The sequence below is a fragment of the Parafrankia sp. BMG5.11 genome, from assembly GCF_004337455.1.
In genome coordinates, this window is sequence record NZ_SJXI01000093.1 from 88,884 (window position 1) to 114,303 (window position 25,420).

Consider the following 25,420-nt stretch of genomic DNA (forward strand, 5'->3'; position numbering starts at 1 on the left):
CTTGGCCGCCACGGGGGGTTGTGCCGTCCGGCGACTGCGCGGCCGCCCGAACAGGCGAATGCATCGGACCATGGAGGACGACACGGTGAGCGAAGACAGCACGGCTGGTACGACTCCGCTGCACCTGCGCGGCCGCGACGCGGTCATCGCCGCCTCCACCGACGCACGGTGGCGCGACGGGGCCCCGCCGGACTACCGCTTCTCCCGCGAGGTGATGCCCGGGGAGCGCACCGTCCACCACACGCCCGGCTCCCTCGCCGACGTCGTCGAGCAGCTCGTGCAGGTGTTCGAGATGGAGCTCTCCTACAAGAGCGACCCCGCCCAGTGGGTCAGCATGGTCAGCGACCGGATCCGGGTCAGCATGAACGGAGGACCGGCGGCGGACAGCGCCGAGCTCGCCGAGCGGGGCAGCTACAACGTCCTGATCGGCGAGAACCCCTACTACTCGGCCGCCGCGGAGACCTTCGAGTCCTCCCATGAGACCTTCCACCGGGCGTTCCCGGGCGGGTTCTTCTGGGAGGTCCTCGAGGTGTACTCACCGCCGCCCGTGATCGCCTTCAAGTGGCGGCACTGGGGTACCTTCGACGGCCCCTACCAGGGGCACCAGCCGACCGGGGAGCGGATGGAGCTGTTCGGCGTCACGGTCGCCCGCTGCGCGCCGGACCTGCGCCTACTCGCGGTGGAGAACTTCTACGACAACACCACGTTCCTGGGACGTCTCGCCGGTGCCGACGGACCGGGGACGGGCGGTCACCCGGGAAGCGCCTGACAAGCCCGTTTCGCAACGAGATCGACGACGGTGGGTCCGTCCGGGCCGGGCGTCGGGTGCCCTGCGAAGCGCCGCGACCGGCTGTGGTTCGTGGTGGCCGCGGGCGTGTGGTGGGCGCGGGAGCGGGGACTCCGGTGGTGGCCGACGCGAGAAGTATTCATGTCGGCCCAGCCGTTATGCACGGCGGGGGGAACCGCGGCGGTTCAGTGAGAGCCTGGACTCACTGGACGGCCACGCATCGCCCGGCGGCGGAGCCTGCCGTGCATAACAGCTCGTTTCCGCGTGATCCGCGGCTGCCGCAGGATCCCTCGTGGGGTTGGACGATCGGCCCCGGGCAGTTGGGGCGGGGAGTGGAACGAGCCGTAAGGGACGAGAATGTTCGCGCCGGACCGATCCGCGAGGTCCGCGGCGACGAACCCCGGTCGAGTCATTGGTGACGACGCGATGGGGAGTCATGGAAGCCGACCAGATCCAGGCGGCGGCGCTGCGCGCCCTGCCCGGTACCGGGGACGGCGTTTGCGGGCCGACCCCGGAGACGCTACTGGCCCGCACGGGCCGCGGGGACACCGACGCGTTCGGTGCCCTCTACGACCAGCTCGCCGCACGCGTGTACGGACTCGTGCGCCGGGTCGTGCGCGACCCGGCGCAGGCCGAGGAGGTCACCCAGGAGGTCTTCGTCGGGGTGTGGCAGGAGGCGCCGCGGTTCGACCCCGCCCGCGGCAGTGTCACCGGGTGGGTCTCGACGATGGCGCACCGCCGCGCGGTCGACCGGGTCCGCTCCGTCGAGGCCCAGCGGGCGCGGGACGTCCGGGTCGCGGCCCGGTCCACCGCGCGGCCGCACGACCAGGTCGCCGAGCAGGTCGAGACCAGGCTGGAGCACGAGCGGATCCGCGGCTGCCTGGGCGACCTGACGGCCACCCAGCGCGAGTCGATCACACTCGCCTACTACTCCGGTTACACCTACCGCGAAGTCGCCGAACTGCTCGAACTACCCGTCGGCACGGTCAAGACCCGGATGCGTGACGGGCTGAGCCGGCTGTCGGACTGCATGGGGGGCCGGTCTTGACCGCCAACGCACACTCACTCGTCGCTGCCCGGGCGCTCGACGCCGTCGACCAGGCCGACGCCGCGCTCGTCGACGCCCACCTGGAGCAGTGCGAGTTCTGCGCCGACGAGCTCGTCCGCCTCTCGGCGGCTACGGAGCATCTCGCGGCGATCGCCGCCGAGCAGCCACCGCCGGGCCTGCGGGCGGACATCCTCGCCGTGATCGGGATGACGCCGCAGTTCCGCCCGCGCGTTCCCACGGACCGGGCCGCGCCACCCACCGGCCGACCTGATCAGACCGGTCAGCACGACGGATCCGCCCGGCTCGGCCAGGCCGGGCTCGGCCGTGCTCGGCCCACCCCCGGTCTGCCCGGCCGGGGTCGGCAGGGCGGCCCCGCCGGGCGGCGCCGACGTCCGGGCGCACGTCACGCGCTGGTCGGGGTCGCCGCCGCCGCCGTCCTCGCGGCGGGAGCCGCCCTGGGGACCGTCACCATCAACCAGCGGGCCGAGCTCGCCGACACACGCGCCCAGGTCACCGACGCCCAGGCCCTCGCGGCCTCCGCGCTCACCGTGGCCGACTCTGCACCGGTCGCCGGGGGCGGCCAGCTGACCATGGCGAACGCCGGCAACCTGGCGGTCGTCTCCGCGCGCGACCTGCCGCCGCTCGATGCCGGGAAGGTCTACCAGCTGTGGCTGCTCGGGCCGGCGGGAGCGCGCTCCGCCGGGCTGACGGCCGGTAACTCCAGGTCCGCCGACTGGGTCGTCGGCAACGTGGGCGACGCGGAGAAGGTCGCGCTCACCGTCGAACCCGCCGGCGGGTCAGCGCAGCCCACCACGGATCCCGTCGGCGCCGTCGCGCTCAAGGCCCACCAGAGCGCTGGACGCAAACAGGGCTAGGCAGCCGGGCCGACAGGCCGGGACGGGATCAGGCGCCTACCGGTGTCGGCTGGAGTTTGAAGATCGTGCGACGGATGTCGTCGATGGTGGAGTCGAGTCCGGTGATGGCCGCGTTCAGGCGGGCCGCGGTCACGTCGCCGACGGCCCGCGTGAGCGACTGCAGGTGCAGGCCGATCGCGAAGAGCCGTTGGATGACGAGATCGTGCAGGTCCCGGGCGATGCGCTCGCGGTCCTCGAAGACCGCGAACCGGGCGCGCTCGCGGTGTGCCTCGGCCAGTTGGAGGGCCAGGGCGGCGTCGTTCGCGAATGCTCCGGCCAGCTCGGGGTCGTTCCCGGCGAACGGGACGCCCTCGGTGCTGTTGCCCAGGACCAGCGCGCCGAGGGGCTTGTCCGCGACGACCAGCGGGATGACCAGCGCCTCGCGAAGCCGCGGATCCGGCGGGATCGGCGGCGCCACCGCCATCGGGCCGTCCGGTCCCTTCGCCGCGGACCCGTCCGGCGGGCCCGCGGCCGCCGCCCGCCCCGACCCCGACCCCGACCCCGACGCGGGGGCGGGGGCGGGGGCGGTCGGCGATGCTGCCGCGGGGATGTTTCCGCGTGGTTCCGGCCGGGCTTCGGTGGGTCCGGTCAGGGCGACCGGGCCGCTCCAGGCGTCGGTCGCGTCGAGATCACCCACGTGCACGGGACGTCCGGCCAGGAACTCGGGACGGTTCTCGGCCGCGTCGAGTGCGAGCGCGAGGCTGTGCAGGGTTTCCGGGTCGGAGTGGCGGTGGGGGGCCGAGTCGACCTCGGTGGCGACCAGGTTGCCCGCCTCGTCGGGTAGTGCCACGGCGCCGACGTCCGCCGAGGTGACGCCGCGGGCGAGCGAGGCGAGCAGCATGAGGGCCTGCTGGGACTGGCCGGCCACCAGCGCGCCGGCGGTGATCTCCGCGCTGGCCGCCAGCCACGCGCGGCCGCGCTGGGCCTCCTCGTAGAGCTGCCGCGACCGGCGCTCGGCGCGGTCCCGGTCGATCGCCGCGCCGAGGATGTTCGCCACGGACTGGAGGAAGCGTGCCTCCTCCCCGGTGAAGCGGCGCGAACGCGTGCTGGCCGCGGCCAGCACGCCGAACGGTGACCGGGCCGAGCCGATCCGGGCCGCGAGCGCCGCCTGCGCGCCTCCGGCGTCGGACCACCCGCTGCGCAGGTGTGGACGGGTTCCGAGGTCGTTCGCCACGACGGGCTCGTCGACGCCGAGCGCGAGGTGGACGAGTGAGCTCGCTTCGGCCGCCAGCGTGCCGGTCAGGTAGATCGGGCCGGTGCCGAGCTGCGTGGACGCGGTCGGCACCGACGGGTCGGTCAGGCGCGCGAGGTGCCCGGGATCGGACGCACCGGCACCCGGCCCGCCAGCACCACCGGCGGCGCTGGTGGATGAACCGTTGGCGGATCCGTCGGGCAGACCGGCGCGCTCGGGACCGTCGGCCAGGCTCGCCCGGTCGCCGGCGGGTTCGCGGCGGATCACGTCGCAGACGGCGACGTCCAGGGTGGTGGTGACCAGACCGACCGCCTCGACGAGCAGGGTCGGGATGTCGAGATCTGCCAGCGCGCGCTGCCCGAGCCGGGCGAGCCCGGCCTGCTGGCGCTCGGCCCGGCGCAGGTCGGTGATGTCGGACAGGACGAGCGCGGCCATCTCCTCACCGCCCTGGTCGAACGGGATCACCGAGGCGCGCAGCGCCCGGCCGGTGCCCCGCTCGCCCGCCAGCTCGAGGTCGCCGAGCTGTGCCCGACGGGTGCGCAGGGCGAGCGCGACCAGGCCCCAGTCGCCACCGAGGGAGCGTGTCTGCCAGTCAGCGGGGTGCAGCAGCTCGACCAGCCGGTCGAGCGGGTCCCCGGGAAGCAGCTGCGCGCCGACCAGGCGGTCGACGACCGGCGAGCCGCGGCGCAGCCGCAGGTCGCGGTCGTAGACGGCGACGCCCGTCGGCAGCTCTTCGGGATCGGTGCCTGCGGTGATCAGTTCCAGCAGCGTGGCGTGCTCCCCGACCGCCTCGGCGCCGAGCCGGGAGTCGGTGACGTCGAGGATCGTGCCGGTGTTGCCGAGCACCTCACCGGACGGGCCGCGCAGCACGTTCGCGCGGATCTGTACCTGCCGGTAGCCGCCGTGGCGGGTGCGGTAGCGGGTCTCGTGGTGGCAGTGGTCGGCGCCGCCGCGCACCACGCCCATGAACAGCGCGGTCGTGTACTCGACCTCGTCGGGGTGGACGTAGTCGAGGAAGCGGGCGCCCAGGCTCGGGCCGACGTCGTAGCCGGTGAGGGTGGTCCAGGCCCGGTTCAGGTAGGTCCAGCGGCCCTCCGCGTCGGTGCGGAACACCACCTCGCTCAGGCTGTCGAGGAGGTTCGCCGCGGACGTCTCCGCGGCCGCCGCCCGGCCCGGACCGCTGCGTGACCAGGGCCGGGTCGTCGGGTCGGCATGGCTTGTCTCGGACGTCACCGGGCCCCCATCCATCACGGCTGCGATCATCACCCGCGCCCCGGCCGGGGGCACGGGCGATCTTCCTAGGACTGACACCGTACGCGGTGCGGGTGACCGCCGCTGCTGGAACAACATCCTCCCCGGAGCGCTTCGCCGGCCCTCATCCGGGGGACCGTTCCCCCAGCCGCAGCCTTGTATCCGCAACGACTTCGGCAGCTGCCGGCGCAATCCTCGCGCCCGGGCGGGGGACCGCCGGCGGATCCCTGCGGCGCCCGCCGAAAGCCCGATCCGGCGCGGAGAGATCGCTACCGTGGGTTCCGTGGACATGACACCGCTGACGCACGTCGAGGTCGACGGCCACCCCGCGGGCGTGGACGACCTGCGCCACCTCGCCCTGGCCAACGACGGCCACCTCACGACGATGCAGGTCCGGGCCGGCCGGGTCCGGGGGCTGGCACTGCACCTGCGTCGGCTGGACCGCGCCAACCAGGAGCTCTACGGCACCTACCTGGACGGCGGCCTGGTCCGCGACCGGATCCGGCACGCGCTGGCGACCACCCCGGCCCCGCACGGCCCGGCGGAGAGCGGCGACGCGACCGTGCGGACGGTGGTCTTTCCCACCGGAACGGGGTCGGTCTCGATCCTGGTCTCGATCGGCCCGCCGGCCGAGCCCGCCGCCGGCCCGCTGCGGCTGTGCTCGCTGCGCTACCAGCGGCCGTTCCCGCACATCAAGCACGTCGGCAGCTTCGGGCAGATCCACTTCGGCCGGCTGGCCCGCGGGCGCGGCTTCGACGACGCGCTGCTCGTCACCGGGGAGGGCCTGGTCTGCGAGACCACCGTCGCCAACATCGGTTTCGTCACCGCGGCGCCGGCCAGGGTGATCTGGCCGGACGGCCCGTCGCTGGTCGGCGTCACCATGGCGCTGCTCGACGAGCGGCTGCGCCCCGGGGCCACCGCCGAGCCTGTCGCACATCAAGTCCCCGCCGCCGCGGCCGCGGTGACGGCGCCCGACACCGCCACCATCGTGCCCGCCGCCGCGGCCGGAGAGGAGCGCGGCCCGCTCCTCGAGTCCCGACGGGAGCCGGTACGGCTGGCGGACGTCGGCCACTTCCGGGCCGCCTTCGTCGCCAACGCACGGGGGATCGTGCCCGTCGACCGGATCGACACCACACCGGTCCCGGTGAACGAGACGGTGCTGGCCGCGCTGCGCCGCGCCTACGCCTCGGTGCCCTGGGACGAGATCTGACCGTCGGCCGCCGGGCGATGATGGGGGCATGACAGGCAACACGTCCACCGGGGTCGTCGGCTGGCTCGACGCGACCGGCGGGATCAGCGGCGACATGCTCCTCGGTGCCTGCCTGGACGCCGGGGTCGACCTGGCCGTGCTGCGGGCCGCCGTCGCGGCGCTGCGCCTGCCCGACGAGGTGCGGCTGGACGCGCGGACTGTGCAGCGCGGAGGGCTGCGGGCGTCCCAGGTTCTGGTGCGGTGCGCGCCGAGCCCGCACGCGCGCGGGCTCGCCGACATCCTCGGGCTGCTGGATGCCGCCGACCTCGACCCGGTCGTACGGGCCCGGGCCGCGGACGTGTTCCACGCGCTGGGGGCCGCCGAGGCGCGGGTGCACGGTCGTCCCATCGAGCAGGTGCACTTCCACGAGGTCGGCGCGCTCGACAGCCTGGCGGACGTCGTCGGCGCCGTCGCCGGCCTGCACGCGCTCGGGATCGACCGGCTCGTGTGCAGCCCGATCTCGCTGGGCGGCGGTCGGATCAGCGCGGCGCACGGGGCCATCCCGTTGCCCGGGCCGGCCGTCCTGGAGCTGCTGCGGGCGGCCGGGGCGCCGGCGTCGGGCGGCCCGGTGGAGACCGAGCTGGCGACGCCGACCGGGGTGGCGCTCGCCGTCACGCTCGCCGAGGAGTTCGGTCCGATGCCGCTCATGCGCACCACGTCGATCGGGCTGGGCGCCGGCGGGCGGGATCTCGACGGGCATCCGAACGTGACCCGGCTGGTCGTCGGCCGGGCCGATCTGGCGGGGCCGGCGGCGGCGCACGGGGCCCGCCACGGCGACAGCGTCGTGCTGGAGACGAACGTCGACGACCTGGACCCGCGGCTGTGGCCGTCGACGCTGCGGGCGCTGCTCGCCGGCGGCGCGGCGGACGCCTGGCTGACCCCGATCCTGATGAAGAAGGGCCGGCCCGCGCACGTCCTGTCGGTGCTGTGCGAGCCCGCCGCGGCCGACCGGCTGCGGCAGGTGATCTTCAGCCACACGACGTCGATCGGGGTCCGCGAGCACACGGTGACGAAGTCCGCGCTGGCCCGCCGCGAGCTGCGGGTGGCGGTGGCGGGCGGGGAGGTGCGGGTGAAGATCGCCTCGTCTCGCGGTGCCGTCGTCAACGCCTCGGTGGAGTACGACGACGTGGTCGCGGTGGCGGCGACGGCCGGGCTACCCCCGAAGGTGGTCCTGGACCTGGCCCGGGCGGAGGCCGTGCGGGCCCACTCCCCCGCAGCCCCTGGGAACGAGTTTCCGACGGTCGAGCACCCCGGGGCCCACGGGCACGGCCGGCCGGGTCAGCCGGGCTGACGTCCCGGCGGCTCGCCCGGCCCTGTTGATCCGTCCGAACTGATCACCCGGCCCGGCGGATCGCCGATCGCGAGGTCGGCGATCCGCCGCGGGGCGCCAGGTCAGACGGGGCTCAGCGGTGCTGGCCCGAGGTTCCGTGCTGGCGGGGCTGCGTGGGCCGGCGGCGGGCCGGCCGGGTGCGCGGGCCGTCGTGGGGCCGCGTCCGCACGGCGGCTGCGGGGACGGGAGCGGGAGCCGCGGGCTCCAGATCCATGTCCTCCGGCGCCGCCGGCGCGAGGCGCCCGAAGTCCGGCGCGTGGAAGGGGTGGTTCGTCGGCGGCGGAGGCGCCTGCCGACGCAGCGGCCGTACCGGCTCCGCTGCCGAGAAGAGAGGGAGCGAGATCGTGTCGATGAGAGGTCACGCTTTCGGATGGGGTCGCCGTGACGAACGGCGAGACGGGCAGAAAAAGATCATGAAGTGTCACCGTCGGGCGGACACGCCCTCCGGTGGCGACGCGCCTCTTCGGGGCCGCCTGTGTTCCCGCGCGCGGGAACCGTCCCGCGGCGTGCAGGCGCCTGTTCGCGCCCGCACGGCCTCAGAGGTGGGACATCCCCTCGAACGGGCTCGGTATGCGTTCCTGCCGGGACCCGAAGTCGACGAGGACGGCGGCCGTACCCTCGACCCGGGTTACCCGGCCGAGCCCGTACGCGTCGTGTACGACCCGGTCGCCCTCAGCGAACTGAGGACACGGCGGGATCACGGGAGCCTTGAACGGACTGGTGGGCAGATGGCGTCTGGGCACCGCTGACTGGCTCATCACCGCAAGTATGCAACGGCAGGGCGAGGCAGGCAGCTCGCAGGGTCCGCCACGCGGGCGGTTGACGCTCCGCCGGGGCCATGCCCGGGCCTGACCTGGGGGTACATTGCCGCACCATCCGTCCATTAGCCCCGGCTTACCCGGGATGTACTGACACCGGACGTGATCGTGCAGGCAGTCCGCTGTACTCAACGGTACGCCCCCGCGGGCCGGAGCGTCGAGGACGGGCAGCCGGCCGGGATGCGAGTTGTCACGTCAGCGCATGGACCGGCTGACGCAACTCACTGGCCCCGCCCCCAGCAGGGAGGACTGCGCGGGGGCACCAGCCCGACGCTGCCCACCCGACCCGCCACCCATCACGATCAGTCAATTGCGGTGTGTTGGCGACGGGCCGCCTACCTGCCGCGCGGCGGCCGGTCCCACCACGTTTCGCACGCTCGTGAGCGGCGATCCTGGCGGTGCGGCCAATCCGAGCGAGGTTCCGCCGCATGCCCCAGGGCGGTGGGACACGTCGTCCTGCGCCGAGGAGTTCGCCTGTGAGCACATCCCCATCCACATCCACCACCGGAACGTCCGCCACCGGGCGCGGCGCCGTCGTCGTCGTCGTGGTGGGCGCGTCGGGCAACGTCGGGACGAGCGTCCTGACGGCCCTGGCCCGCTCGCCCGCGATCGCCCGTATCACCGGTGTCGCCCGCAGACCACCTCGCTGGACTGCGGAGAAGACCACCTGGGTGCCGGCCGACGTTGCCCGCGACGACCTGCTCCCCGTGTTCGCCGGCGCCGACGTGGTCATCCATCTCGCGTGGCTGTTCCAACCCACACACGATCCGACGGCGACCTGGCAGGCCAACGTCCTCGGCGGCATCCGGGTGTTCGACGCGGCGGCGCGGGCGGGTGTGCCGGCTCTCGTGTGTGCCTCGTCGGTCGGCGCGTACTCCCCCGGACCGAAGGATCGCACCGTCGACGAGACCTGGCCGACCCACGGCTGGCCAGGCGCGGCCTACACCCGGGAGAAGGCCTACGTCGAGCGTGTCCTCGACGCCTTCGAGCTCGATCATCCGGCGATGCGGGTGGTCCGGCTCCGGCCGGGGTTCGTCTTCAAACGGCGGGCGGCCAGCCGGCAACGCCGCCTGTTCGCGGGGCCGCTCCTGCCCGGCGGGCTGGTTCGGGCCGCCACGGTACCCGTGGTTCCCGATCTCGCCGGGCTGAGATTCCAGGTCGTCCATTCCGAGGACGTGGGCGAGGCCTACCGGCTCGCCGCCGAGCGGACCGTTCGCGGGGCCTTCAACATCGCGGCCGAGCCCGTGGTCGACAGCCGGACCCTCGCCGAGGCCCTCAGCGCCCGCGCCGTACGGGTACCGGCGGGGGCGGCCCGCGCCGCGCTCGCGGCGGCCTGGCGCCTGCATCTGGTGCCTGCCACCCCAGGGCTTCTCGACGCCGTCCTGCACCTGCCCCTCATGGACACCACCCGCGCCAGGACGGAACTGGGCTGGACGCCCCGGCACGACTCCCACGCCGCCCTCCGCAGCCTCCTCACGGGGCTGCGGGAAGGCGCCGGAGGGGACACCGCCGCCCTCGCACCAGACACCCCCGCGGGCCGTCTGCGGGAGATCCGTACCGGCGTGGGCAGGCACGCCTGACAAGCCGACCACGCGCCGGGAGGGCTGGATACCGGCACGGAGGAGAGGATTTGCGGGCGCCGCAGCGGCTAAGCATCGGTCATGGCTGCGATCTGGAGACGGCACCGGCGGGATGAGGAGCCGGACCGGCTTCACGAGCTGCGTCCGCGTTCCTGGTTCGCGGTGCTGCGGCGCACGGTCAAGGAGTTCAAGGACGACGAGCTGCCGGACCGGGCGGCCGCGCTCACCTACTACGGTGTTCTGGCGATCTTCCCGGCGCTGCTGGTCCTGGTGTCGCTGCTCGGCGTGGTCGGGAGGTCCGCGACCGACAGCATCCTGACCAACATGGAACAGCTCACTCCCGGGTCCGCCAGGGACATCCTGCGGAACGCGGTGAACGGCATCCGCGACACGGCCGGCGCCGGTGGGATCCTGGCCGTCGTCGGCCTGGCCGGTGCCCTGTGGTCCGCCTCCGGTTACATCGCCGCGTTCATCCGCGCCGCGAACGTCGTCTACGACATTCCCGAAGGGCGTCCGGCGTGGAAGGTCCTGCCGTTGAGACTGGCCGTGACGGTGATGCTCATGGTGCTGCTCGCGGCGAGCGCGGTCATCGTCGTGTTCTCCGGCGGCCTCGCCGACCAGGCGGGGAAGGCGCTCGCCCTGGGCAGCGCGGCACTGACGGCCTGGTCCTACGCGAAGTGGCCGGTACTCGTCCTGCTCGTGATCCTCATGATCGCCCTGCTGTACTGGTCCGCGCCCAACGTGCGGGTGCGCGGCTTCCGCTGGCTGACGCCGGGCAGTGCCCTGGCCGTCGTCATCTGGCTCGCGGCGTCCGGGGGCTTCGCGTTGTACGTCGCGAACTTCGGCTCCTACAACAAGACCTACGGAACCCTCGCCGGAGTCATCATCTTCCTGGTCTGGCTATGGCTGTCCAACCTGGCGATCCTGCTCGGCCTGGAGTTCGACGCCGAGATCGCCCGGGAACGCGCCGTCGCCGGCGGCCTGCCCGCGGACGAGGAGCCGTACGCCGAACCCCGCGACACCCACACCTGGCCCCACCGGCCACGCCGCTCCCGCCGACACGTCGGTCAGCGAACCACCTGACGGAGCCGACGGCGACGAGTGCCACGCCGCGACCCGGTAGCAATGCCCACCCGGCCAGGGCAGGCCGAGCGCGAGGGTGCCGCCCAGCCCTGATCCTCGGGAGCCCGCCATCGAGGTGATCCCGAGCCCGGCCGCGAGCTGGGTGTGGGTGAGCCCGAAGCGCAGGTGCGCCGGCACCAGCAGGGCCTGTCGATCTGCCTGTCAGGGGGTCTCGGCGGGCGGTGGCTAGCTGGTTGTCAGTTGGCGTGATTGCTGGTTGAGCCGCTGGGCTTCGGCGAGTTGGTCTTCGAGGATGACGATGCGGCAGGCGGCGTCGATCGCGGTGCCCTGATCGACGAGTTCACGGACGCGGGCGGCGATCCGCAGCTGATAGCGGGAGTAGCGGCGGTGGCCGCCCTCGGAGCGCAGCGGCGTGATCAGACGGGCTTCACCGAGGGCCCGCAGGAAGGCAGGCGTGGTGCCGAGCATCTCGGCTGCGCGGCCCATGGTGTAGGCGGGGTAGTCGTCGTCGTCGAGACTGTGGGCCGGTTTGCGTGTGCGTTCAGGGGTCATCGCGCCTCTCGGGACACATCGAGGGGCCCTGGTGCCATACAGCACCAGGGCCCCGGGGGGTTCAACACCATCTACCGGCCAAGACGCGCCGGGTTCTGGAACCCGCATGCCCACCCGAGAGGGCGGGGGTGCGGGGATCGCGTATGCGTGACCGGGGACCACCTTCCAATCCGGGGCCTGCGGTAACCGAGCGAGCTAGACCATCGCTCGGGCGATCCTGATGGCGTCTACTCCCCTCTCCACATAGGTCAACTGCTGGGTACTGCCGAACCTTTCGCGGTGGTACTCGGCGGCCCGCCCTGGCCACCGCCCTGCTCGCGCCAGTTCATGTCTGCCGCGACCATGTGACTTCCTTCGCTACGACAGGAACTCTACCCAGGACAGAACTTGATGTCTACTGCGGCGGGAGTAGATTTTCCGGGATCAAGGAGACAGCTATCCTGCGGCACCCGATCGTGCCGGGCGTCGCTGGGACCCCTGACTCCCCGGCCGGGTACGCGTCGGCTCCGCTGAAGGAACGCCCTCGACCTGGCCGACCCGCTCGACGGCCCGGCCTTCCTCGGCCGGGACGCTGCGCGCTGCGCGCAGCGCGCAGCGCGCCGTGCGCCGAGTGGCGTGCGCCGAGTGGCGGTGGCGGGTACGCGATGTCGCCACCCACTCCGCCCTGACGCCACAGAGTCCCCTCCGCCCGCCTAGGACCCCCGAAGGGGTACACGCCCGCGACAGCTTCCTCCGCCGCCTCAGCCACGACCTCACGCCGCGTCACGCCATCGCGCGGAACGACCAGCGGATCGTCACGGATCTACCGCGGTAGGCAGACGCCCGACACCTGCCCGCCTCGCCGAACTACCCCCGACGTCCTGGCCGACGTCCTCGCGCACACGCAAGACCTCGTGATCCTCCTCGGCCGGGTCCAACCGACACCCCTCGACGCTCTGGAAACCCGGCCACCTCGACCGCGAGGACCGGGGACGCGCGATGGGGCCGCGCTACCCTCCATTTGAACATCGGTCAAATGGAGGACGGAGATCGTATGACGATGCAGCGACACGAGGAACTCGACCTGGCCGGCAAGGTCGTGATCATCACAGGGGCCAGCCGTGGCATCGGCAGGCAGGCGGCCCAGACGTTCGCCCGCCGCGGCGCGAACCTGGTCCTGGCCGCACGAACGGTCGAGCCGGACAGAACGCTGCCCGGCACCCTGAACGAGACGCTGACCGAAATCGAGAACACGGGAGCCAGCGCGATCGCCGTGCAGACCGATCTGGCCGAGACCGCGGATCTCGAGCGCCTGGTCGACGCCGCCGTCGAGCGGTTCGGTGGCGTCGACGTGCTCATCAACAACGCGGCGGCCACCGCCGGCGAGATCTGGTCGAAAAGATTTCTGGAGCTGACGCGTGAGGAATGGCTGTACCAGTTCGCGGTCAACCTCCACGCGCCCTTCACGCTCATACAGCTGGTGACTCCGATTATGGAGAGTCGCGGTGGCGGGCGCATCATCAACCTCAGCACCGGCAGCGGTGAGGTCTTCCGCCAGCCGGAGGAGCTTCCCAAGCTCGAGAACATCGGTGGGTTCAGCCTCGCGGTGCCCGGCTACTACTGCAGCAAGCGGGCGCTCGACCGGCTCGGCAATGTGCTGGCTCCCGAGCTCGCCCGGAAGGGAATCGCCGTGATCGGCATGCACCCGGGCCTGGTCGCCACCGAGCTCACGGCCATCCGCGTCAAGGAGTCCGGCCTCGACGACAGCGTGGCCGTGCCGATGGAGGTCCCCGCCCGCATGCTCGCCTACTTCGCCTCCTGTGCCGAGCCCATGGAATACACCGGCCGCCTGTTCTGGGCCGAGCGCGAGCTCAAGGAACTCGGGATCGAACTGGACGACCGACCCGCGATCACCACCTGAACCCGAACAGGTCGACGGCGCGGTCATCGTCAGCTGGTCGGCCGCGGCCCCGTCTTCTTTCTGTCATGAGAAAAACGGGAGGTCACTGATGATGCGTAAGAGCCGATTACTCGGCGCGACTGTTGCCTGCTGCGCCGCACTCGTCCTGGGGGCCTGTGGAGGCGGGGATTCCAGTCCGTCCACGGGAACCGCGGGTCCCTCTGGTGAGCCGGTGGCCGGGGTACCGCCCGGATCCTCATACTGAGCGATCCGCGCAGCCTGGACCCGGCATCCCTCGGCAACCAGGCCGCGATCACCGCCGTGCTGGGTAACGCCCTGTACGGCACCCTGATGACCACGGACGAGACGGGCAAGATCGCGTACTCGATGGCCGAGTCCTTCGCCACGACCGACGGTGGCGCGACCTTCGCGCTGAAGCTGCGGCCCGGGCTGGTCTTCTCCGACGGCACTCCGCTCAATGCCGAAGCGGTGAAATTCAACTGGGACCGACTCAAGGACCCGGCCAGCGCCTCACCCAGCGCGGCGGAAGCGGCGATGGTCGCCTCGACCGAGGTAGTCGACGACGTCACCCTGAAAGTCACGATGACCACTCCCGTGACCGCGTACGCGCAGGCGATCGTCGGCTCGGCGATGAACTGGATCGCCTCACCGGCGGCCCTGCGGAAGGGTCAGCAGACCTTCGACGAGAGCCCTGTCGGCGCCGGCCCCTTCACTCTGCAGAGCTGGACCAGGCAGGCCGAGATCAGGCTCGTCAAGAACCCCCGCTACTGGGACGCACCCAAGCCCTACCTCGACGGCATCACGATGCGCGCGGTGCTCGACTCCGACCAGCGTTACAACACCCTGATCAGTGACGGCGCCGATGTTGCCGTCGAGACGAACTGGATCAACCTGGCCAAGGCCGAGAAGGCGGGTCTGCCGACCGACCTCCTGCCGCTCAGCGGTGGCTACTTCATCGCCCTGAACACGCGCAGAGAGCCGTTCAACGATATTCGCGCCCGACAGGCCGTGGCCGCGGCGCTCGACATCGATGCGCTGAACCTCGCCGCCTACAACGGAACCGGCACACCCGTCGACACGCTGTTCAGCAAGGCCTCGCCCTTCTACTCGGACACGCCGCTGCGCAAGGCGGACAAGGCCACCGCCCAGCGACTGTTCGACGAGCTGGCCGCCGAGGGCAAGCCCGTGTCCTTCACGTTCTCCACCTATCCGTCCAGCGAGAACAGGGCGATCGCGGAGAACGTCCAGGCCCAGCTCGGCAGCTTCAAGAACGTCAAGGTCGAGGTCGCGACCGTCGACTACTCGCAGGTCGGCGCGATGCGCACGACCCACGACTTCGACGCGATCGTATCCGCCGCGGCCTTCCAGGACCCCGAGCCGCGGCTGTTGGCGAACTTCACCGGGAACTCGCCGGCGAACATGCCCGGCCTCGTGGACCCGGAGCTCGACAGGAATCTGTTGGCCGGCCGGACCGGGACGTCGTTGGAGCAGCGTAAGGCGGCCTACGACGCGGCGCAGGCACGGTTGACCGAGGCGATGCCGGCTATCTTCCTCACCCGGTCGGCGCCTGCCGTCATCACGGGCAAGAACGTGGGCGGCATCGTGCAGTACGGTACGGGTTCCCTGCTACCCGAGGATCTGTGGATCGCGAAGTAGCCCAGGACCCCGGTTGCGGCGTCCAGGAAAACGCGGTGTTTCTCTGACCCGGCGTCATCTCGACGCGCCAGAACCGCCAGCGGATCGTCCGCGCATGCGTCCCACGTGACGATCAGGTGCCAGGCACAGGAATGTGCCTGGCACCTGTTTCGCGTCGGACATCTCTCCGTTCGGTCTTTCCCCAGGATCTCGAGATCTCAGCACCCGGAACGAGTCGTCAGGTCGACGTCCGGGGCGGGCGGCTACTTCTGGATCCAGAGTTCCTCGGGCAGGAGCGAGCCGAGGCCGTACTGCACGAGGCCGCCGACGTCCTTGCCTGCGATGGCGCCGGGCTCCGCTCTCGTGAAGAAGACCACCGGGGCCAGCTCGGTGAGGCGCTGCTGGACCGTGTCGTAGGCCTTCTCGCGGTCCTGTTCCGATGCGCCTGTCCGCCCCGCCAGCAGGGCGTCGTTGAGCGCCTTGTCGGCGATCCCGGAAAGGTTCGCCGGCGAGTCGCCGCTGAAGGCCGTCCACAGCCGTGGTTCGGGGTCCTGGAAGAACGCTGACGACGTGGTCGCGTCGAAGTCGTGCGTCGTGCGCAGCGAGACGATGTCGGCAACCTCGATGATCTTGACCTGGACGCTGACGTTCTTGAACGTGCCGAGCTGGGCCTGGATGTTCTCCGCCGTCGTCCTGCTCTCCGAGGTGGGGGCGGTGGAGACGGCGAAGGACACCGGCTTGCCTTCCGCGGCGAGCTCGTCGAACAGTCGCTGGGCGGTGGCCTTGTCCGCCTTGCGCAGCGGCGTGTCCGAGTAGAAGGGCGAGGCCTTGCTGAACAGCGTGTCGACGGGTGTGCCGGTTCCGTTGTAGGCGGCGAGGTTCAGCGCGTCCAGGTCAAGTGCTGCGGCGACGGCCTGCCGTGCGCGGACGTCGTCGAACGGCGCCCTGCGGGTGTTCATGGCCATGAAGAGCCCGCCACTGAGCTCCAGCACGGTGTTCGGCAGGCCGGCCTTGTCGGCCTTGTCGAAGTTGACGGGGTTCGACTCGACGGCGACGTCCGCGCCCCCGGTCTGCAGGGTGTTGTAACGCTGGTTGGAGTCGAGCGCGGCCTGGAAGGTGAGGGTGTCCAGGTACGGCTTGGGGGCGTCCCAGTAGCGGGGGTTCTTGACCAGCTCCATGGCGGCCTGGCGGGTCCAGCTCTTCAGCGTGAACGGGCCGGCGCCGATCGGGGTGGCGTCGAAGGCCGCGGCGCCCTTCCGCAGGGCCGCGGGCGAGGCGATCCAGTTCAGTGACGAGGTGACGACGGACTGGGCATACTTGGGCACCTGGGTGACCATCGTGGCCGTCAGCGTGACATCGTCCACCACCTCGGTCGAGGCGATCATCGACGCCTCCGAGCGGTGGGGTGAGCCGGTGGCCGGGTCCTTGACCCGATCCCAGTTGAACTTCACCGCTTCGGCATTGAGCGGAGTGCCGTCGGAGAAGACCAGCCCGGGCCGCAGCTTCAGGGTGAAGGTGCGGCCGTTGTCCGTCGTGGTGAAGGACTCGGCCATCTGGTAGCGGATCTCGCCCGCCTCGTCGTTGGTCATCAACGTTCCGTACAGGGCGTTGCCCACGACACCTGTGCTCGCGTAGGCGTTGCCGATCGTCCCCGGGTCCAGGCTGCGCAGATCGCTCAGTGTCAGGATTCGCCCGTGGCCGCCCGCCACCGGCTTGCCGGAGGCACCCGCGGACGGGCTGGTGGAATCGCCGCCTCCACCACAGGCCCCTAACAGAAGGGCGGCGCAACATGTAACAGCCGTGGCCAGTAATCGTGTCCTGCGACGCATGGTCGGACCTTCCGTCGGCGTTCAAAGGTGGCATGGAAGTGGAATGAGAAAATAGAGGACTGCCGGCGGGTGATTCCTTCTCGCGGTCGCGGCGAGCTTTTCAGAGCGTGATCCGCGAAGCGGAACCACGACACAGGAAAATCCGACAGCATTACTGACCGACAGACCCCGGACCCCGATTGCAGCCGCGCAACAGCGAGCGCCACGCGGCGCGGCGTCCCCTCGAGGACGAGCACGGTTGGTTCGCCAGCCACATCCCCTGGCTGACGAGCGCTGTCAGGAAGTGAGATCGGCTTGGCCGACGCCCCTCACCCGTTGAGGACGGGATCAAAGCACCCGGGACTGGGCGACGTCAACCGCCTGTGCCTGCGGTCAGCCGGCTGACCGCAGGCACAGGCGGGCGTCGCGGAGCCAGCTCGGCTGCCCCATCGCCACGAACGGCGACAGAGAAGTCACAGGACCACCCCGTTCCATCTTGACAGTATGCGAGCATCGCCCGCATACTCACCGACTGATGAGCGACCACTAGTCGCATAAGGAGGGGGTGTGCGGCCACGATTACCGCCTCGACCGTCCGGTGCCCGCTGGCACGGTCCTGACCGCCGGCCCAGGAGGCTGGCACAATCCCGCGACCGGCGCTGCCGCTGCACCCCCAGCCGCATGAGCCGGCCCGCTCCGTCGCCGATCGGCCCACCCGGGATGTCGGGCAGCTCGGCCGATGCCCCACCCACCTCGGCGCCGCGCAATCGCACCGAGAATGACGCGCCCGCCATCCGCACGACCGACCAGACAAGCGTCATGCCTTCTCCCGACGCGGGCCCTCCGATTCGCGCCGCCGAAGTATCGCTGGCTGGCCCCGAAGGGTTCCCGCCGCACGGTCCCCCACCTCAACGAAGAGCCCGGAGAAGACGCCACAAGGAGGCCGCGCGCGGGACCAACGACAGGCTCGTGCGGCTGACCCCGCTGGGCCGTGAGGGCCGCGCGGAGGAAGTCGCCGCCGCGGCGGCGTTCCTGCTCTCGGACGCGGCGAGCTTCGTCAACGGGATCGACGTTCCCGTCGACGGAGGCGTTCGTGCCGCCCTCCCCGGAACACCCGGCCGATAGCCCGCGGCGGAGAGGTGACACGTGTAACGTACGGCCACAGTTACACGTGTAAATCGATCACGCCCGCGGACCGCCAGGACCGCGGGACGAGGAAGGGTGGTCGAGCTGTGCCGCTCGAGGATCGGCGGGGCGAAGGGCTGCCGGGCCCGACCGCGGCGCCGGAGCCGGCCCGGCCCACCAGCGCGGATGTGGCCCGGCGCGCCGGTGTGTCGCGGGCGACGGTCTCCCACGTCCTCAACGGCACCGACCACCCGGTCAGCGAGCAGACCCGGCAGCGGGTCCTGGCGGCGGCGCGGGAGCTTCAGTACGCCCCGAACGCGTCGGCGCGGGCGCTGCGCGCCGGGCGCAGCAACATCGTCCTGGTGCCCATGTCGCGGTCAACGACCGTCCCCGGCCAGGACAGGTTCCTCGAGAACCTCGACCGGGAGCTCGCGAAGCGTGACCTGGTCCTGCTGATGCACGGCGACCGCACCACCACCGGGATGAGCGGAGCCTACGCATGGGCCGAGCTTCGGCCCGCCGCGGTGTACGTCAACGTGTCCCGCGGTACCCGGACCGCCGTGGAGCTGCTGCGGCGTGCGGGCGTGCGGGCGATTCTGCTCACCGGCGTCCCGAGCGTGACCTACGCGCCCACCGTGCCCCTCGATCCCGCCGCGGTGGCCAGCCTCGCGACACGTCACCTGCTCACCCGGGGCTGCCGGCGCCTGGCCTGCCTGGTGCCCCGGGGGGCGCTGGCGGAGGTGCCCGAGCGGCGTTACGACGCGGTCCTGCAGGTCGCGACAGCCGGGAACGTGCCGGTCGAACGGGTGGACTGCGAGTTGTCCCCGGACAGCATCGCGACCGTGGTGGACCGATGGCGCGACCCGGAGCACCGGCCGGACGCGGTGTACGCCAACAGCGACCAGTTCGCCATCCTGCTCATCGACAAGCTGCGTGCCGCCGGCCTGGAGGTTCCCCGGGACATCGCGGTGGTCGGTTCCGGCGACCACCCGCTGGGCGCCGCGCTGCGGCCCGCGATCACCACCACCACCTTCGACGTGCCGGCGATAGCGCGGGTGGTCGCGTCCTCGATCCGACGGCTACTCGACGGACAGGACCTGGACCCGGACATGGCGGTCGCCCTGCGACCACACCTGATCAGCAGGGAGTCCGGATGAGGATCTTTCCCGCGCGCGACCAGTGCGTCCCGGGACCGACGACGAAAGGACCCACCCTGTGACGGACGATCTGTACTGGGACCCGTTCGACAAGGAGATCGACGTCAACCCGCACCCGCTGTGGAAGCGGATGCGCGACGAGGCGCCGGTCTACCACAACGAGAAGTTCGACTTCTACGCGCTCTCCCGCTTCACCGACGTCGACACGGCCCACCTCGATCCCGCGGCCTACAGCTCCAAGTACGGCACGGTCCTCGAGCTCATGAAGCCGGAACCATGGGACACCGGCCAGATCATCTTCATGGACCCGCCCACGCACACCCTCCTGCGCGTCCTGGTCTCCCGGGCCTTCACCCCGCGCCGCGTCGGCGGTCTCGAGGGCGTCATCCGCGACCTGTGCGCCGAGCTGCTCGACCCCCAGGTCGGCAGCGGCGGGTTCGACTTCGTGCAGGACTTCGCCGCCCAGCTCCCCTCGCTGGTCATCTCCCAGCTCATCGGCGTCGACCCCGCCGACCGGGAGGACGTCCGCAAGATGATCGACGGGACGTTCTACCTGGACCCGGAGAAGGGCATGTTCAACGAGACGGCCATGGCCGCCACGGCCAAGTTCCACGGCTACCTCAACGGGCAGATCCAGGAGCGGGTCAAGAACCCTCGGGACGACATGATGACCGCGCTCACCCAGGCGGAGATCACCACCGACGACGGCACCCGCCGGCTCAGCCTCAGCGAGGCCACGGACTTCACCGCGCTGCTCGTCTCGGCGGGCACGGAGACCGTCGCCCGGCTGCTCGGCTGGGCCTGCGTCCTGCTGGCCGCCCACCCCGACCAGCGGGCCGACCTGGCCGCCGACCCGTCGCTGCTGGGCGGCGCCGTCGAGGAGACGCTGCGCTACGAGGCGCCGTCCCCCGTCCAGGGCCGCGTCACCACCCGCGACGTCGAGGTACACGGCACCGAGATCCCCGCCAGGTCCAAGGTCCTGCTGCTCACCGGTTCCGCCGGGCGCGACGATCGCAAGTACGACGACCCGGACCGCTACGACATCCGGCGCACGTTCGACAGGCACCTCTCCCTCGGCCGCGGCGTCCACTTCTGCCTCGGTGCCTCCCTCGCCCGCATGGAGGGACGCATCGCGCTGGAGGAGACCCTGCGCCGCTTCCCGACCTGGGACGTCGACCACGACAACACGGTGCGCCTGCACACCAGCACCGTGCGCGGCTACGAGGAGCTGCCGATCATCGTCTAGGTGTCACGCCGGGCTCCACGCCTTCGGCGATGCCCGACCCAGGTCAGGGCATCGCCGTAGTCGGGAGGCCCGCCAGGTTGTTCTCCGCCTGACGCCACAGCCTTGCCTGCACCCCTGCCGCCTCGTCTACGCCGGTAGCACGGCCGCCTCCACGGTGTCGCCCAGCGCCGCGCCCTTGGCGAAGCCGTAGTAGGCGGAGAACTGTAGAACGATCTCGTCCATCTCCACCTTCGTGATGTCGCCGGAGTGCAGGGCGGAGGTGACGTGCGTCTTCAACGGCATGGGCGAGTCGTCGATGGCGACGCAGGCGACGGTGATGATGCGGCGCTCGCGACGGGTGAGGCCCGGCCGCTGCCAGACATGGCCGAACACGAAGTTGAGGATTCCGGCGTGACGGTAGGGTGTCTCGGGCCGCGGCGCCGGCGTCAGATTCACGTCGATGAACTCCTCGACCCCTCGCTCCAGCCGCTGTTCCCAGTCGTTGGGCCCGAGCCCGCCGTTGTCGAGCGACGGCCACGGGGCCGCTGACCTGCCCTGTTCCTGCTGGATGCGAGCCCACTGCCGGACTATCACGCCCTCGAGATGAGAGGCCTTGGGCCACCCGCAGTACACGGCGAAATGGAGGACGAACTCCAGCATGGCCTCGAGCTCGATGTCACTGCTGTTGAGCGCCGCGTAGACGTGGGCGTCGATCGGCTCGGGCGCGTCGGCAGCGGCCACACAGGTCAGGGTGACCCACCGCCGGTCGCGCCGGCTCAGACCGGGCCGGCGCCACACCTCCCCGAACACGAAGTCGCGGGTCGCCACCTCGAAGGGCGTCGCCACATCAGGTGGTTCGACGGTCATGACCTCACGGAAGCATTGCTCTGCGGCTGTGTTGCCCACGGGATGAGCCCTCCGATCACGCACAGTCGTCCAGTTGAAGGCCGAGAAATCTGATCGGATCTGCGGGGCCACGACAGATCGCATACGCTCCCACGCATTCCACACGCCACTGACAGCCCCGGAGTTCATGCTTTTCGCAGAGCAGGTCGATGAACGACAGCAGGACGGCGCCGGTCTGGTTCCTCAGGCTGCTCGAAGCCGTCTGGAGCTGGTGACATACGGTCAGATCACACAACATTGCGATCCGGCCGACGGGGTGGGATTCACGAACAGGCGACACCGTCGCCGCATAGAGACATTGCTATAGCAAAACGCAGATTGCTGTCAAGGGGCCTGATCCGCTACGGTCGCTCCATGGCCCGTGCCGCACCCGCCTCCGCCCGCGCCGCGGACATCGTCTCGTTCCTCACCGCGCACCCGTCCCGCGGCTTCACGATCAGCGAGCTGGTCGGGCACCTGGGGATGAACATCGCCTCCGCGCACGCCACCCTCGCGGTGCTGACCGACTGCGGGTTCGTGGTACGCGACCCCGCCCACCGCACCTATGTCCTGGGACCGGCACTCGCGGTGACCGGCTTCGCCGCCCTCGAACAGCACCCGGCGATCGGGGCCGCCATCGAGCAGGCCGACATACTCGCGGACGAACTCGGCACCGAGACGGGAGTGAGCGCGATCGCGGGGAGAGACGTCATCTTCCTGGCACGGCGCGGACCGCAACCACCCACCCCGAGCCTGGGCTACCCCGGCGACCGCTCGCCCCTACTCGCACCGATCGGCGCCGTGTTCATGGCCTGGGCCGACGACACGGCCATCAGCACCTGGCTCGAACGCGCCGCCCTCCCCCCGGCGCTCGCCGACTTCTACCGCAACGTCCTCACCGAGACCCGCGCCCGAGGCTTCAGCGTCCCCCTGCCCGCGATCTCCGCACCCGCGGTGATGAAGGCGATGAGCCGAGTGCGCAACGAACCAACCGACGACGACGCCGAACAGCACCTCGCCAAGGCGATGAGTCAGACCGACGAAATGCTGCTCTCCCTCGACACGCTGACCGACTCCGACGAAATCACCTTCAAGACCATCGCAGCGCCGATCTTCGACCCCATCGGACGCGTCCTGCTCTCACTCAGCATCACCGGCCCCGGCCAACCAGTCCCCGTCACCACCGTCCTGGACCTCGGCCGACGACTCACCAGTGCCGCGACCATCGCCACCCGTCAGGCACGCGGTCGCCCACCCGCCCAGAGCCAGGAAGGCAGACCCCCAGGACGCCGCTGACGGCGAGGGGAGAGGGTCCAGCCTCGCCGACGGGCGTCGTTACCTAGGCCTTCGGGGATACCTGGGCCTTCGGGCCGTTTCCCAGAGCGCTCAAGGTGTTTCGGGCGAGTTCGACCAGAGCGGCCGGTTCCGGAACACCGGCGGCCCGGGCGACGTCAAGAACGATGCCGACGTCCTTGCGCAGCAGCGGCTCAGCCTGACGCAGCCCCGTGGTGTCGAAGCCGGAAGCGGCCAGGATCGCGCTGGCGCGGGTACCGCCGCTGCCGTGTGCCAACACCTGGGCCGCCGCGACGCGATCCATGCCCAGTCGCTGCGCGAACGAGAACGTCTCGAGGGCAAGGCCCACCTGTGCGGTGAAGACGAAGTTGTTCACCAGCTTCGCCACCTGCCCGCTTCCGAGCGGACCGAGATGAATCACCGGCCGGGCGAAGGCCTCGAGGACGGGGCGGCACCGCGCGACGGCGTCGTCCTCACCACCGACCATGACCAGCAGCCTGCGCTGCGCGGCCGCATCGCCTCCGCCGCTGACCGGCGCGTCGATGATCGAGATCTCCTGCTTCGCCGCCTCGGCGGCAAGGCGCTGGCAGGTCTCCGGACGGATCGTGGAGTGGATGACGACGACTCCCCCGGCTGCCATACCGGCCAGGACACCGTCGTCCCGTAGCAGCACGTCCTCCACGTCGGCATCCGCGACCACACAGATGCCGACCACGTCACTCGACTCGCCGACCTCCGCAGGCGTGGAAGCTACGGCGGCGACCCCCGCGAACGGCTCCACGGACGCCGCGCGGCGAGCCCAGACCGTCAGAGGGTAGCCCTCGTCCGCGATGCGCCGGGCCATCGGCCCGCCCTGGCTGCCCAGCCCGATGAAACCGACTCTCGTTCCCCCGACGCCCGGCGGAACGGGGGAAATCGGCGGAGTGTCCACAAGTACCCCCTGGGTGATCTCCGACGGGTCGGAGCCCATCTGTCGTCGGGTCGGCGCCCGGATCAGGAACGACCGCTACTTCTGGATCCAGATCTGGTCGGGCAGCAGAGATCCGAGTCCGTACTGGATGAGGCCGCCCACGTTCTTTCCCGCGATGGCGCTGGGTTCGGCTCGAGTGAGGAAGACCACCGGGGACAGCTCGGTTAGTCGCTGCTGCACCGTCTTGTAGGCGGCTGCGCGTTCCTGTTCCGACGTACCGGTCCGGCCGGCGAGGAGGGCGTCGTTGAGTTCCTGGTCGTTGATCCCGGACAGGTTCGCGGCCGAACCGGCGGCGAAGGCCGTCCACAGCCGTGGCTCGGGGTCCTGGAAGAACGCCGACGAGGTGGCGGCGTCGAAGTCGTGGGTCGTGCGTAGCGCGGCGAGTTCGGTCACTTCGATGACCTTTACGTTGACTTTGACGTTTTTGAAAGCGCCGAGCTGGGCCTGAATGTTCTCGGCTGTGTTCCTGTTCTCGGTGGTGGGAGCGCTGGAGTAGGTGAAGGTCACCGGCTTTCCTTCGGCAGCGAGTTCGTCGAAGAGCCGTTGGGCGGTCGCCTTGTCCGTCGTGCGCAGTGGTGTGTCCGAGTGGAACGGCGAGGTGTCGCTGAACAGGGTGTCGACGGGTTCGCCCTTGCCGTTGTAGACGGCGAGGTTCAGCGCGTCCATGTCGAGGGCGGCGGCGACGGCCTGGCGGGCGCGGACGTCGTCGAAGGGTGCCCGGCGGGTGTTCAGCGCGATGAAGGTGCCACCGCTGAGGGCCATGACGGTGGTGGGCAGGCCGGCGTCGGTGGCCTTTTCGATGTTGACCGGGTTCGACTCGATGGCCACGTCCGCGCCACCGGTGAGCACCGTGTTGAAGCGCTGGCTGGTGTCGGAGGTGGTGCGCAGGGTGAGACGGTCGAGGTAGGGCCTGGGTGCGTCCCAGTAGCGGGGGTTCCTGGCCAGTTCGATGGCTGCCTGGCGGGTCCAGCTCGTCAGGGTGAACGGCCCGGCACCGACCGGGGCCGCGTCGAAGGCCTGCGCGCCCTTTTGCAGAGCCGCGGGTGAGGCGATCCAGTTCAGGGTGGAGGTGATGACCGAGTGGGCGTACTTCGGTGCGGGCGCCGCCATGGCGATCTTCAGTGTGGTGCTGTCGACGACCTCGGTCGAGGAGATCATCGATGCTTCGGACAGGTTGGTCGCGCGGGTGGCGGGATCCTTGAGGCGGTCCCAGTCGAACTTCACCGCTTCGGCGTCCAGCGGGGTGCCGTCGGAGAACGTCAGGCCGGGGCGCAGTTTCAGGGTGAAGGTCGCGCCGCCGTCGGTGGTGGTGAACGACTCGGCCATCGTGTACTGGATCTCACCGGCGTCGTCGGTCGTCATCAAGGTGCCGTACAGGGCGTTGCCGAGGGCGCCGGTGGTCGCGTAGGCGTTGCCGAGCGTCGCCGGGTCCAGGCTACGGGGGTCGCTGAGCATCAGGATGCGGCCATGACCACCCGCGACCGGCTCTCCGGTGGCACCGCCCGTCGACGACGCGGGATCAGCACCACCACAGGCCCCCAGAGCCAGAACCGCACCGCACACAACGGCCGTAACGATTAATCGAGACCTACTGAACATCATGAACTTTTCCCTCGCG

19 protein-coding genes and 1 pseudogene are annotated in these 25,420 nt (G+C 70.9%); 13 read left to right on the plus strand and 7 right to left on the minus strand.

Features of this window, described 5'->3' with window-relative positions; all coding sequences use genetic code 11:
- The first annotated feature begins 85 nt into the window (after positions 1–85).
- The 3 genes from E0504_RS43340 to E0504_RS43350 all read left to right on the plus strand — a co-directional run bounded on the left by E0504_RS43340 (position 86) and on the right by E0504_RS43350 (position 2,710).
- Positions 86–769: a SnoaL-like polyketide cyclase gene (locus tag E0504_RS43340; RefSeq protein ID WP_071064404.1), complete on the plus strand. Its 684-nt coding sequence runs from the start codon at positions 86–88 to the stop codon at positions 767–769.
- A gap of 454 nt (positions 770–1,223) precedes the next feature.
- Positions 1,224–1,835 carry a sigma-70 family RNA polymerase sigma factor gene (locus tag E0504_RS43345; protein WP_020461724.1) on the plus strand — a complete coding sequence of 204 codons (612 nt, stop codon included), beginning with the start codon at positions 1,224–1,226 and terminating at the stop codon, positions 1,833–1,835.
- Positions 1,832–2,710 carry an anti-sigma factor gene (locus E0504_RS43350; protein ID WP_112108028.1) on the plus strand — a complete coding sequence of 293 codons (879 nt, stop codon included), beginning with the start codon at positions 1,832–1,834 and terminating at the stop codon, positions 2,708–2,710. Before E0504_RS43345 ends, E0504_RS43350 begins: the two co-directional genes overlap by 4 nt.
- A gap of 28 nt (positions 2,711–2,738) precedes the next feature.
- Here E0504_RS43350 and E0504_RS43355 read toward each other — a convergent pair whose 3' ends face one another.
- On the minus strand, positions 2,739–5,204 hold the full coding sequence (locus E0504_RS43355; protein ID WP_131627326.1) for a PAS domain-containing protein: 2,466 nt from the start codon (positions 5,202–5,204) through the stop codon (positions 2,739–2,741).
- A gap of 277 nt (positions 5,205–5,481) precedes the next feature.
- On the opposite strand from E0504_RS43355, the gene E0504_RS43360 reads away from it, so the two are divergent.
- Positions 5,482–6,402 carry an aminotransferase class IV family protein gene (locus tag E0504_RS43360; RefSeq protein ID WP_243657884.1) on the plus strand — a complete coding sequence of 307 codons (921 nt, stop codon included), beginning with the start codon at positions 5,482–5,484 and terminating at the stop codon, positions 6,400–6,402.
- Between the two features lie 28 nt (positions 6,403–6,430).
- Positions 6,431–7,732, plus strand: coding sequence for a nickel pincer cofactor biosynthesis protein LarC (gene larC, locus E0504_RS43365; protein WP_131627302.1), 1,302 nt, complete (start codon positions 6,431–6,433; stop codon positions 7,730–7,732).
- 575 nt (positions 7,733–8,307) lie between these two features.
- Here larC and E0504_RS43370 read toward each other — a convergent pair.
- Positions 8,308–8,514: a hypothetical protein gene (locus E0504_RS43370; protein WP_020572307.1), complete on the minus strand. Its 207-nt coding sequence runs from the start codon at positions 8,512–8,514 to the stop codon at positions 8,308–8,310.
- A 551-nt stretch (positions 8,515–9,065) separates the two neighbouring features.
- Here E0504_RS43370 and E0504_RS43375 point away from each other — a divergent pair.
- A complete protein-coding gene (locus tag E0504_RS43375) occupies positions 9,066–10,169 on the plus strand; it encodes an NAD-dependent epimerase/dehydratase family protein (RefSeq protein ID WP_243657885.1) in 1,104 nt (367 codons plus the stop codon).
- An 81-nt stretch (positions 10,170–10,250) separates the two neighbouring features.
- Positions 10,251–11,252, plus strand: a complete 1,002-nt coding sequence (locus E0504_RS43380; RefSeq protein WP_112108032.1) for a YihY/virulence factor BrkB family protein — start codon at positions 10,251–10,253, stop codon at positions 11,250–11,252.
- A 225-nt stretch (positions 11,253–11,477) separates the two neighbouring features.
- Here the strand turns inward: E0504_RS43380 and E0504_RS43390 are convergent, their stop codons facing one another.
- Complete coding sequence (locus tag E0504_RS43390; protein WP_131627306.1) at positions 11,478–11,804, minus strand: helix-turn-helix domain-containing protein; 327 nt, start codon at positions 11,802–11,804, stop codon at positions 11,478–11,480.
- Between the two features lie 1,039 nt (positions 11,805–12,843).
- On the opposite strand from E0504_RS43390, the gene E0504_RS43395 reads away from it, so the two are divergent.
- Together E0504_RS43395 and E0504_RS43400 are read left to right on the plus strand one after the other, a co-directional pair.
- Positions 12,844–13,704: an SDR family NAD(P)-dependent oxidoreductase gene (locus E0504_RS43395; protein ID WP_131627328.1), complete on the plus strand. Its 861-nt coding sequence runs from the start codon at positions 12,844–12,846 to the stop codon at positions 13,702–13,704.
- Positions 13,705–13,792: 88 nt separating this feature from the next.
- Positions 13,793–15,360: pseudogene (locus E0504_RS43400) on the plus strand (ABC transporter substrate-binding protein).
- A gap of 242 nt (positions 15,361–15,602) precedes the next feature.
- Here E0504_RS43400 and E0504_RS43405 read toward each other — a convergent pair.
- Positions 15,603–17,048, minus strand: a complete 1,446-nt coding sequence (locus tag E0504_RS43405; RefSeq protein WP_131627310.1) for an ABC transporter substrate-binding protein — start codon at positions 17,046–17,048, stop codon at positions 15,603–15,605.
- A 918-nt stretch (positions 17,049–17,966) separates the two neighbouring features.
- On the opposite strand from E0504_RS43405, the gene E0504_RS53790 reads away from it, so the two are divergent.
- From E0504_RS53790 to E0504_RS43420, 3 genes are all read left to right on the plus strand, one after another.
- Positions 17,967–18,272, plus strand: coding sequence for an SDR family oxidoreductase (locus E0504_RS53790; RefSeq protein WP_306769356.1), 306 nt, complete (start codon positions 17,967–17,969; stop codon positions 18,270–18,272).
- 107 nt (positions 18,273–18,379) lie between these two features.
- Positions 18,380–19,429, plus strand: a complete 1,050-nt coding sequence (locus E0504_RS53795) for a LacI family DNA-binding transcriptional regulator (RefSeq protein ID WP_112108042.1) — start codon at positions 18,380–18,382, stop codon at positions 19,427–19,429.
- 58 nt (positions 19,430–19,487) lie between these two features.
- Positions 19,488–20,675: a cytochrome P450 gene (locus E0504_RS43420; RefSeq protein ID WP_112108043.1), complete on the plus strand. Its 1,188-nt coding sequence runs from the start codon at positions 19,488–19,490 to the stop codon at positions 20,673–20,675.
- Positions 20,676–20,801: 126 nt separating this feature from the next.
- On the opposite strand, the gene E0504_RS43425 is transcribed toward E0504_RS43420, so the two are convergent.
- A complete protein-coding gene (locus E0504_RS43425) occupies positions 20,802–21,521 on the minus strand; it encodes a carboxymuconolactone decarboxylase family protein (protein WP_368672106.1) in 720 nt (239 codons plus the stop codon).
- A 393-nt stretch (positions 21,522–21,914) separates the two neighbouring features.
- On the opposite strand from E0504_RS43425, the gene E0504_RS43430 reads away from it, so the two are divergent.
- Entirely contained in the window at positions 21,915–22,835 is a 921-nt protein-coding gene (locus E0504_RS43430) for an IclR family transcriptional regulator (RefSeq protein ID WP_112108045.1), read from the plus strand.
- A gap of 43 nt (positions 22,836–22,878) precedes the next feature.
- On the opposite strand, the gene E0504_RS43435 is transcribed toward E0504_RS43430, so the two are convergent.
- Positions 22,879–23,763 carry an NAD(P)-dependent oxidoreductase gene (locus E0504_RS43435; RefSeq protein ID WP_112108059.1) on the minus strand — a complete coding sequence of 295 codons (885 nt, stop codon included), beginning with the start codon at positions 23,761–23,763 and terminating at the stop codon, positions 22,879–22,881.
- A 75-nt stretch (positions 23,764–23,838) separates the two neighbouring features.
- Positions 23,839–25,404 carry an ABC transporter substrate-binding protein gene (locus E0504_RS43440; protein WP_112108046.1) on the minus strand — a complete coding sequence of 522 codons (1,566 nt, stop codon included), beginning with the start codon at positions 25,402–25,404 and terminating at the stop codon, positions 23,839–23,841.
- Positions 25,405–25,420: the final 16 nt, after the last annotated feature.

Bases quoted from the DNA above. Each gene is read 5' to 3' on its own strand.
- E0504_RS43345 (WP_020461724.1), top strand. From the start codon at position 1,224: ATGGAAGCCGACCAGATCCAGGCGGCGGCGCTGCGCGCCCTGCCCGGT.
- E0504_RS43355 (WP_131627326.1), bottom strand. From the start codon at position 5,204: ATGATCGCAGCCGTGATGGATGGGGGCCCGGTGACGTCCGAGACAAGC.
- E0504_RS43360 (WP_243657884.1), top strand. From the start codon at position 5,482: ATGACACCGCTGACGCACGTCGAGGTCGACGGCCACCCCGCGGGCGTG.
- larC (WP_131627302.1), top strand. From the start codon at position 6,431: ATGACAGGCAACACGTCCACCGGGGTCGTCGGCTGGCTCGACGCGACC.
- E0504_RS43380 (WP_112108032.1), top strand. From the start codon at position 10,251: ATGGCTGCGATCTGGAGACGGCACCGGCGGGATGAGGAGCCGGACCGG.
- E0504_RS43390 (WP_131627306.1), bottom strand. From the start codon at position 11,804: ATGACCCCTGAACGCACACGCAAACCGGCCCACAGTCTCGACGACGAC.
- E0504_RS43395 (WP_131627328.1), top strand. From the start codon at position 12,844: ATGCAGCGACACGAGGAACTCGACCTGGCCGGCAAGGTCGTGATCATC.
- E0504_RS53790 (WP_306769356.1), top strand. From the start codon at position 17,967: ATGCCTTCTCCCGACGCGGGCCCTCCGATTCGCGCCGCCGAAGTATCG.
- E0504_RS43425 (WP_368672106.1), bottom strand. From the start codon at position 21,521: ATGACCGTCGAACCACCTGATGTGGCGACGCCCTTCGAGGTGGCGACC.
- E0504_RS43430 (WP_112108045.1), top strand. From the start codon at position 21,915: ATGGCCCGTGCCGCACCCGCCTCCGCCCGCGCCGCGGACATCGTCTCG.
- E0504_RS43440 (WP_112108046.1), bottom strand. From the start codon at position 25,404: ATGATGTTCAGTAGGTCTCGATTAATCGTTACGGCCGTTGTGTGCGGT.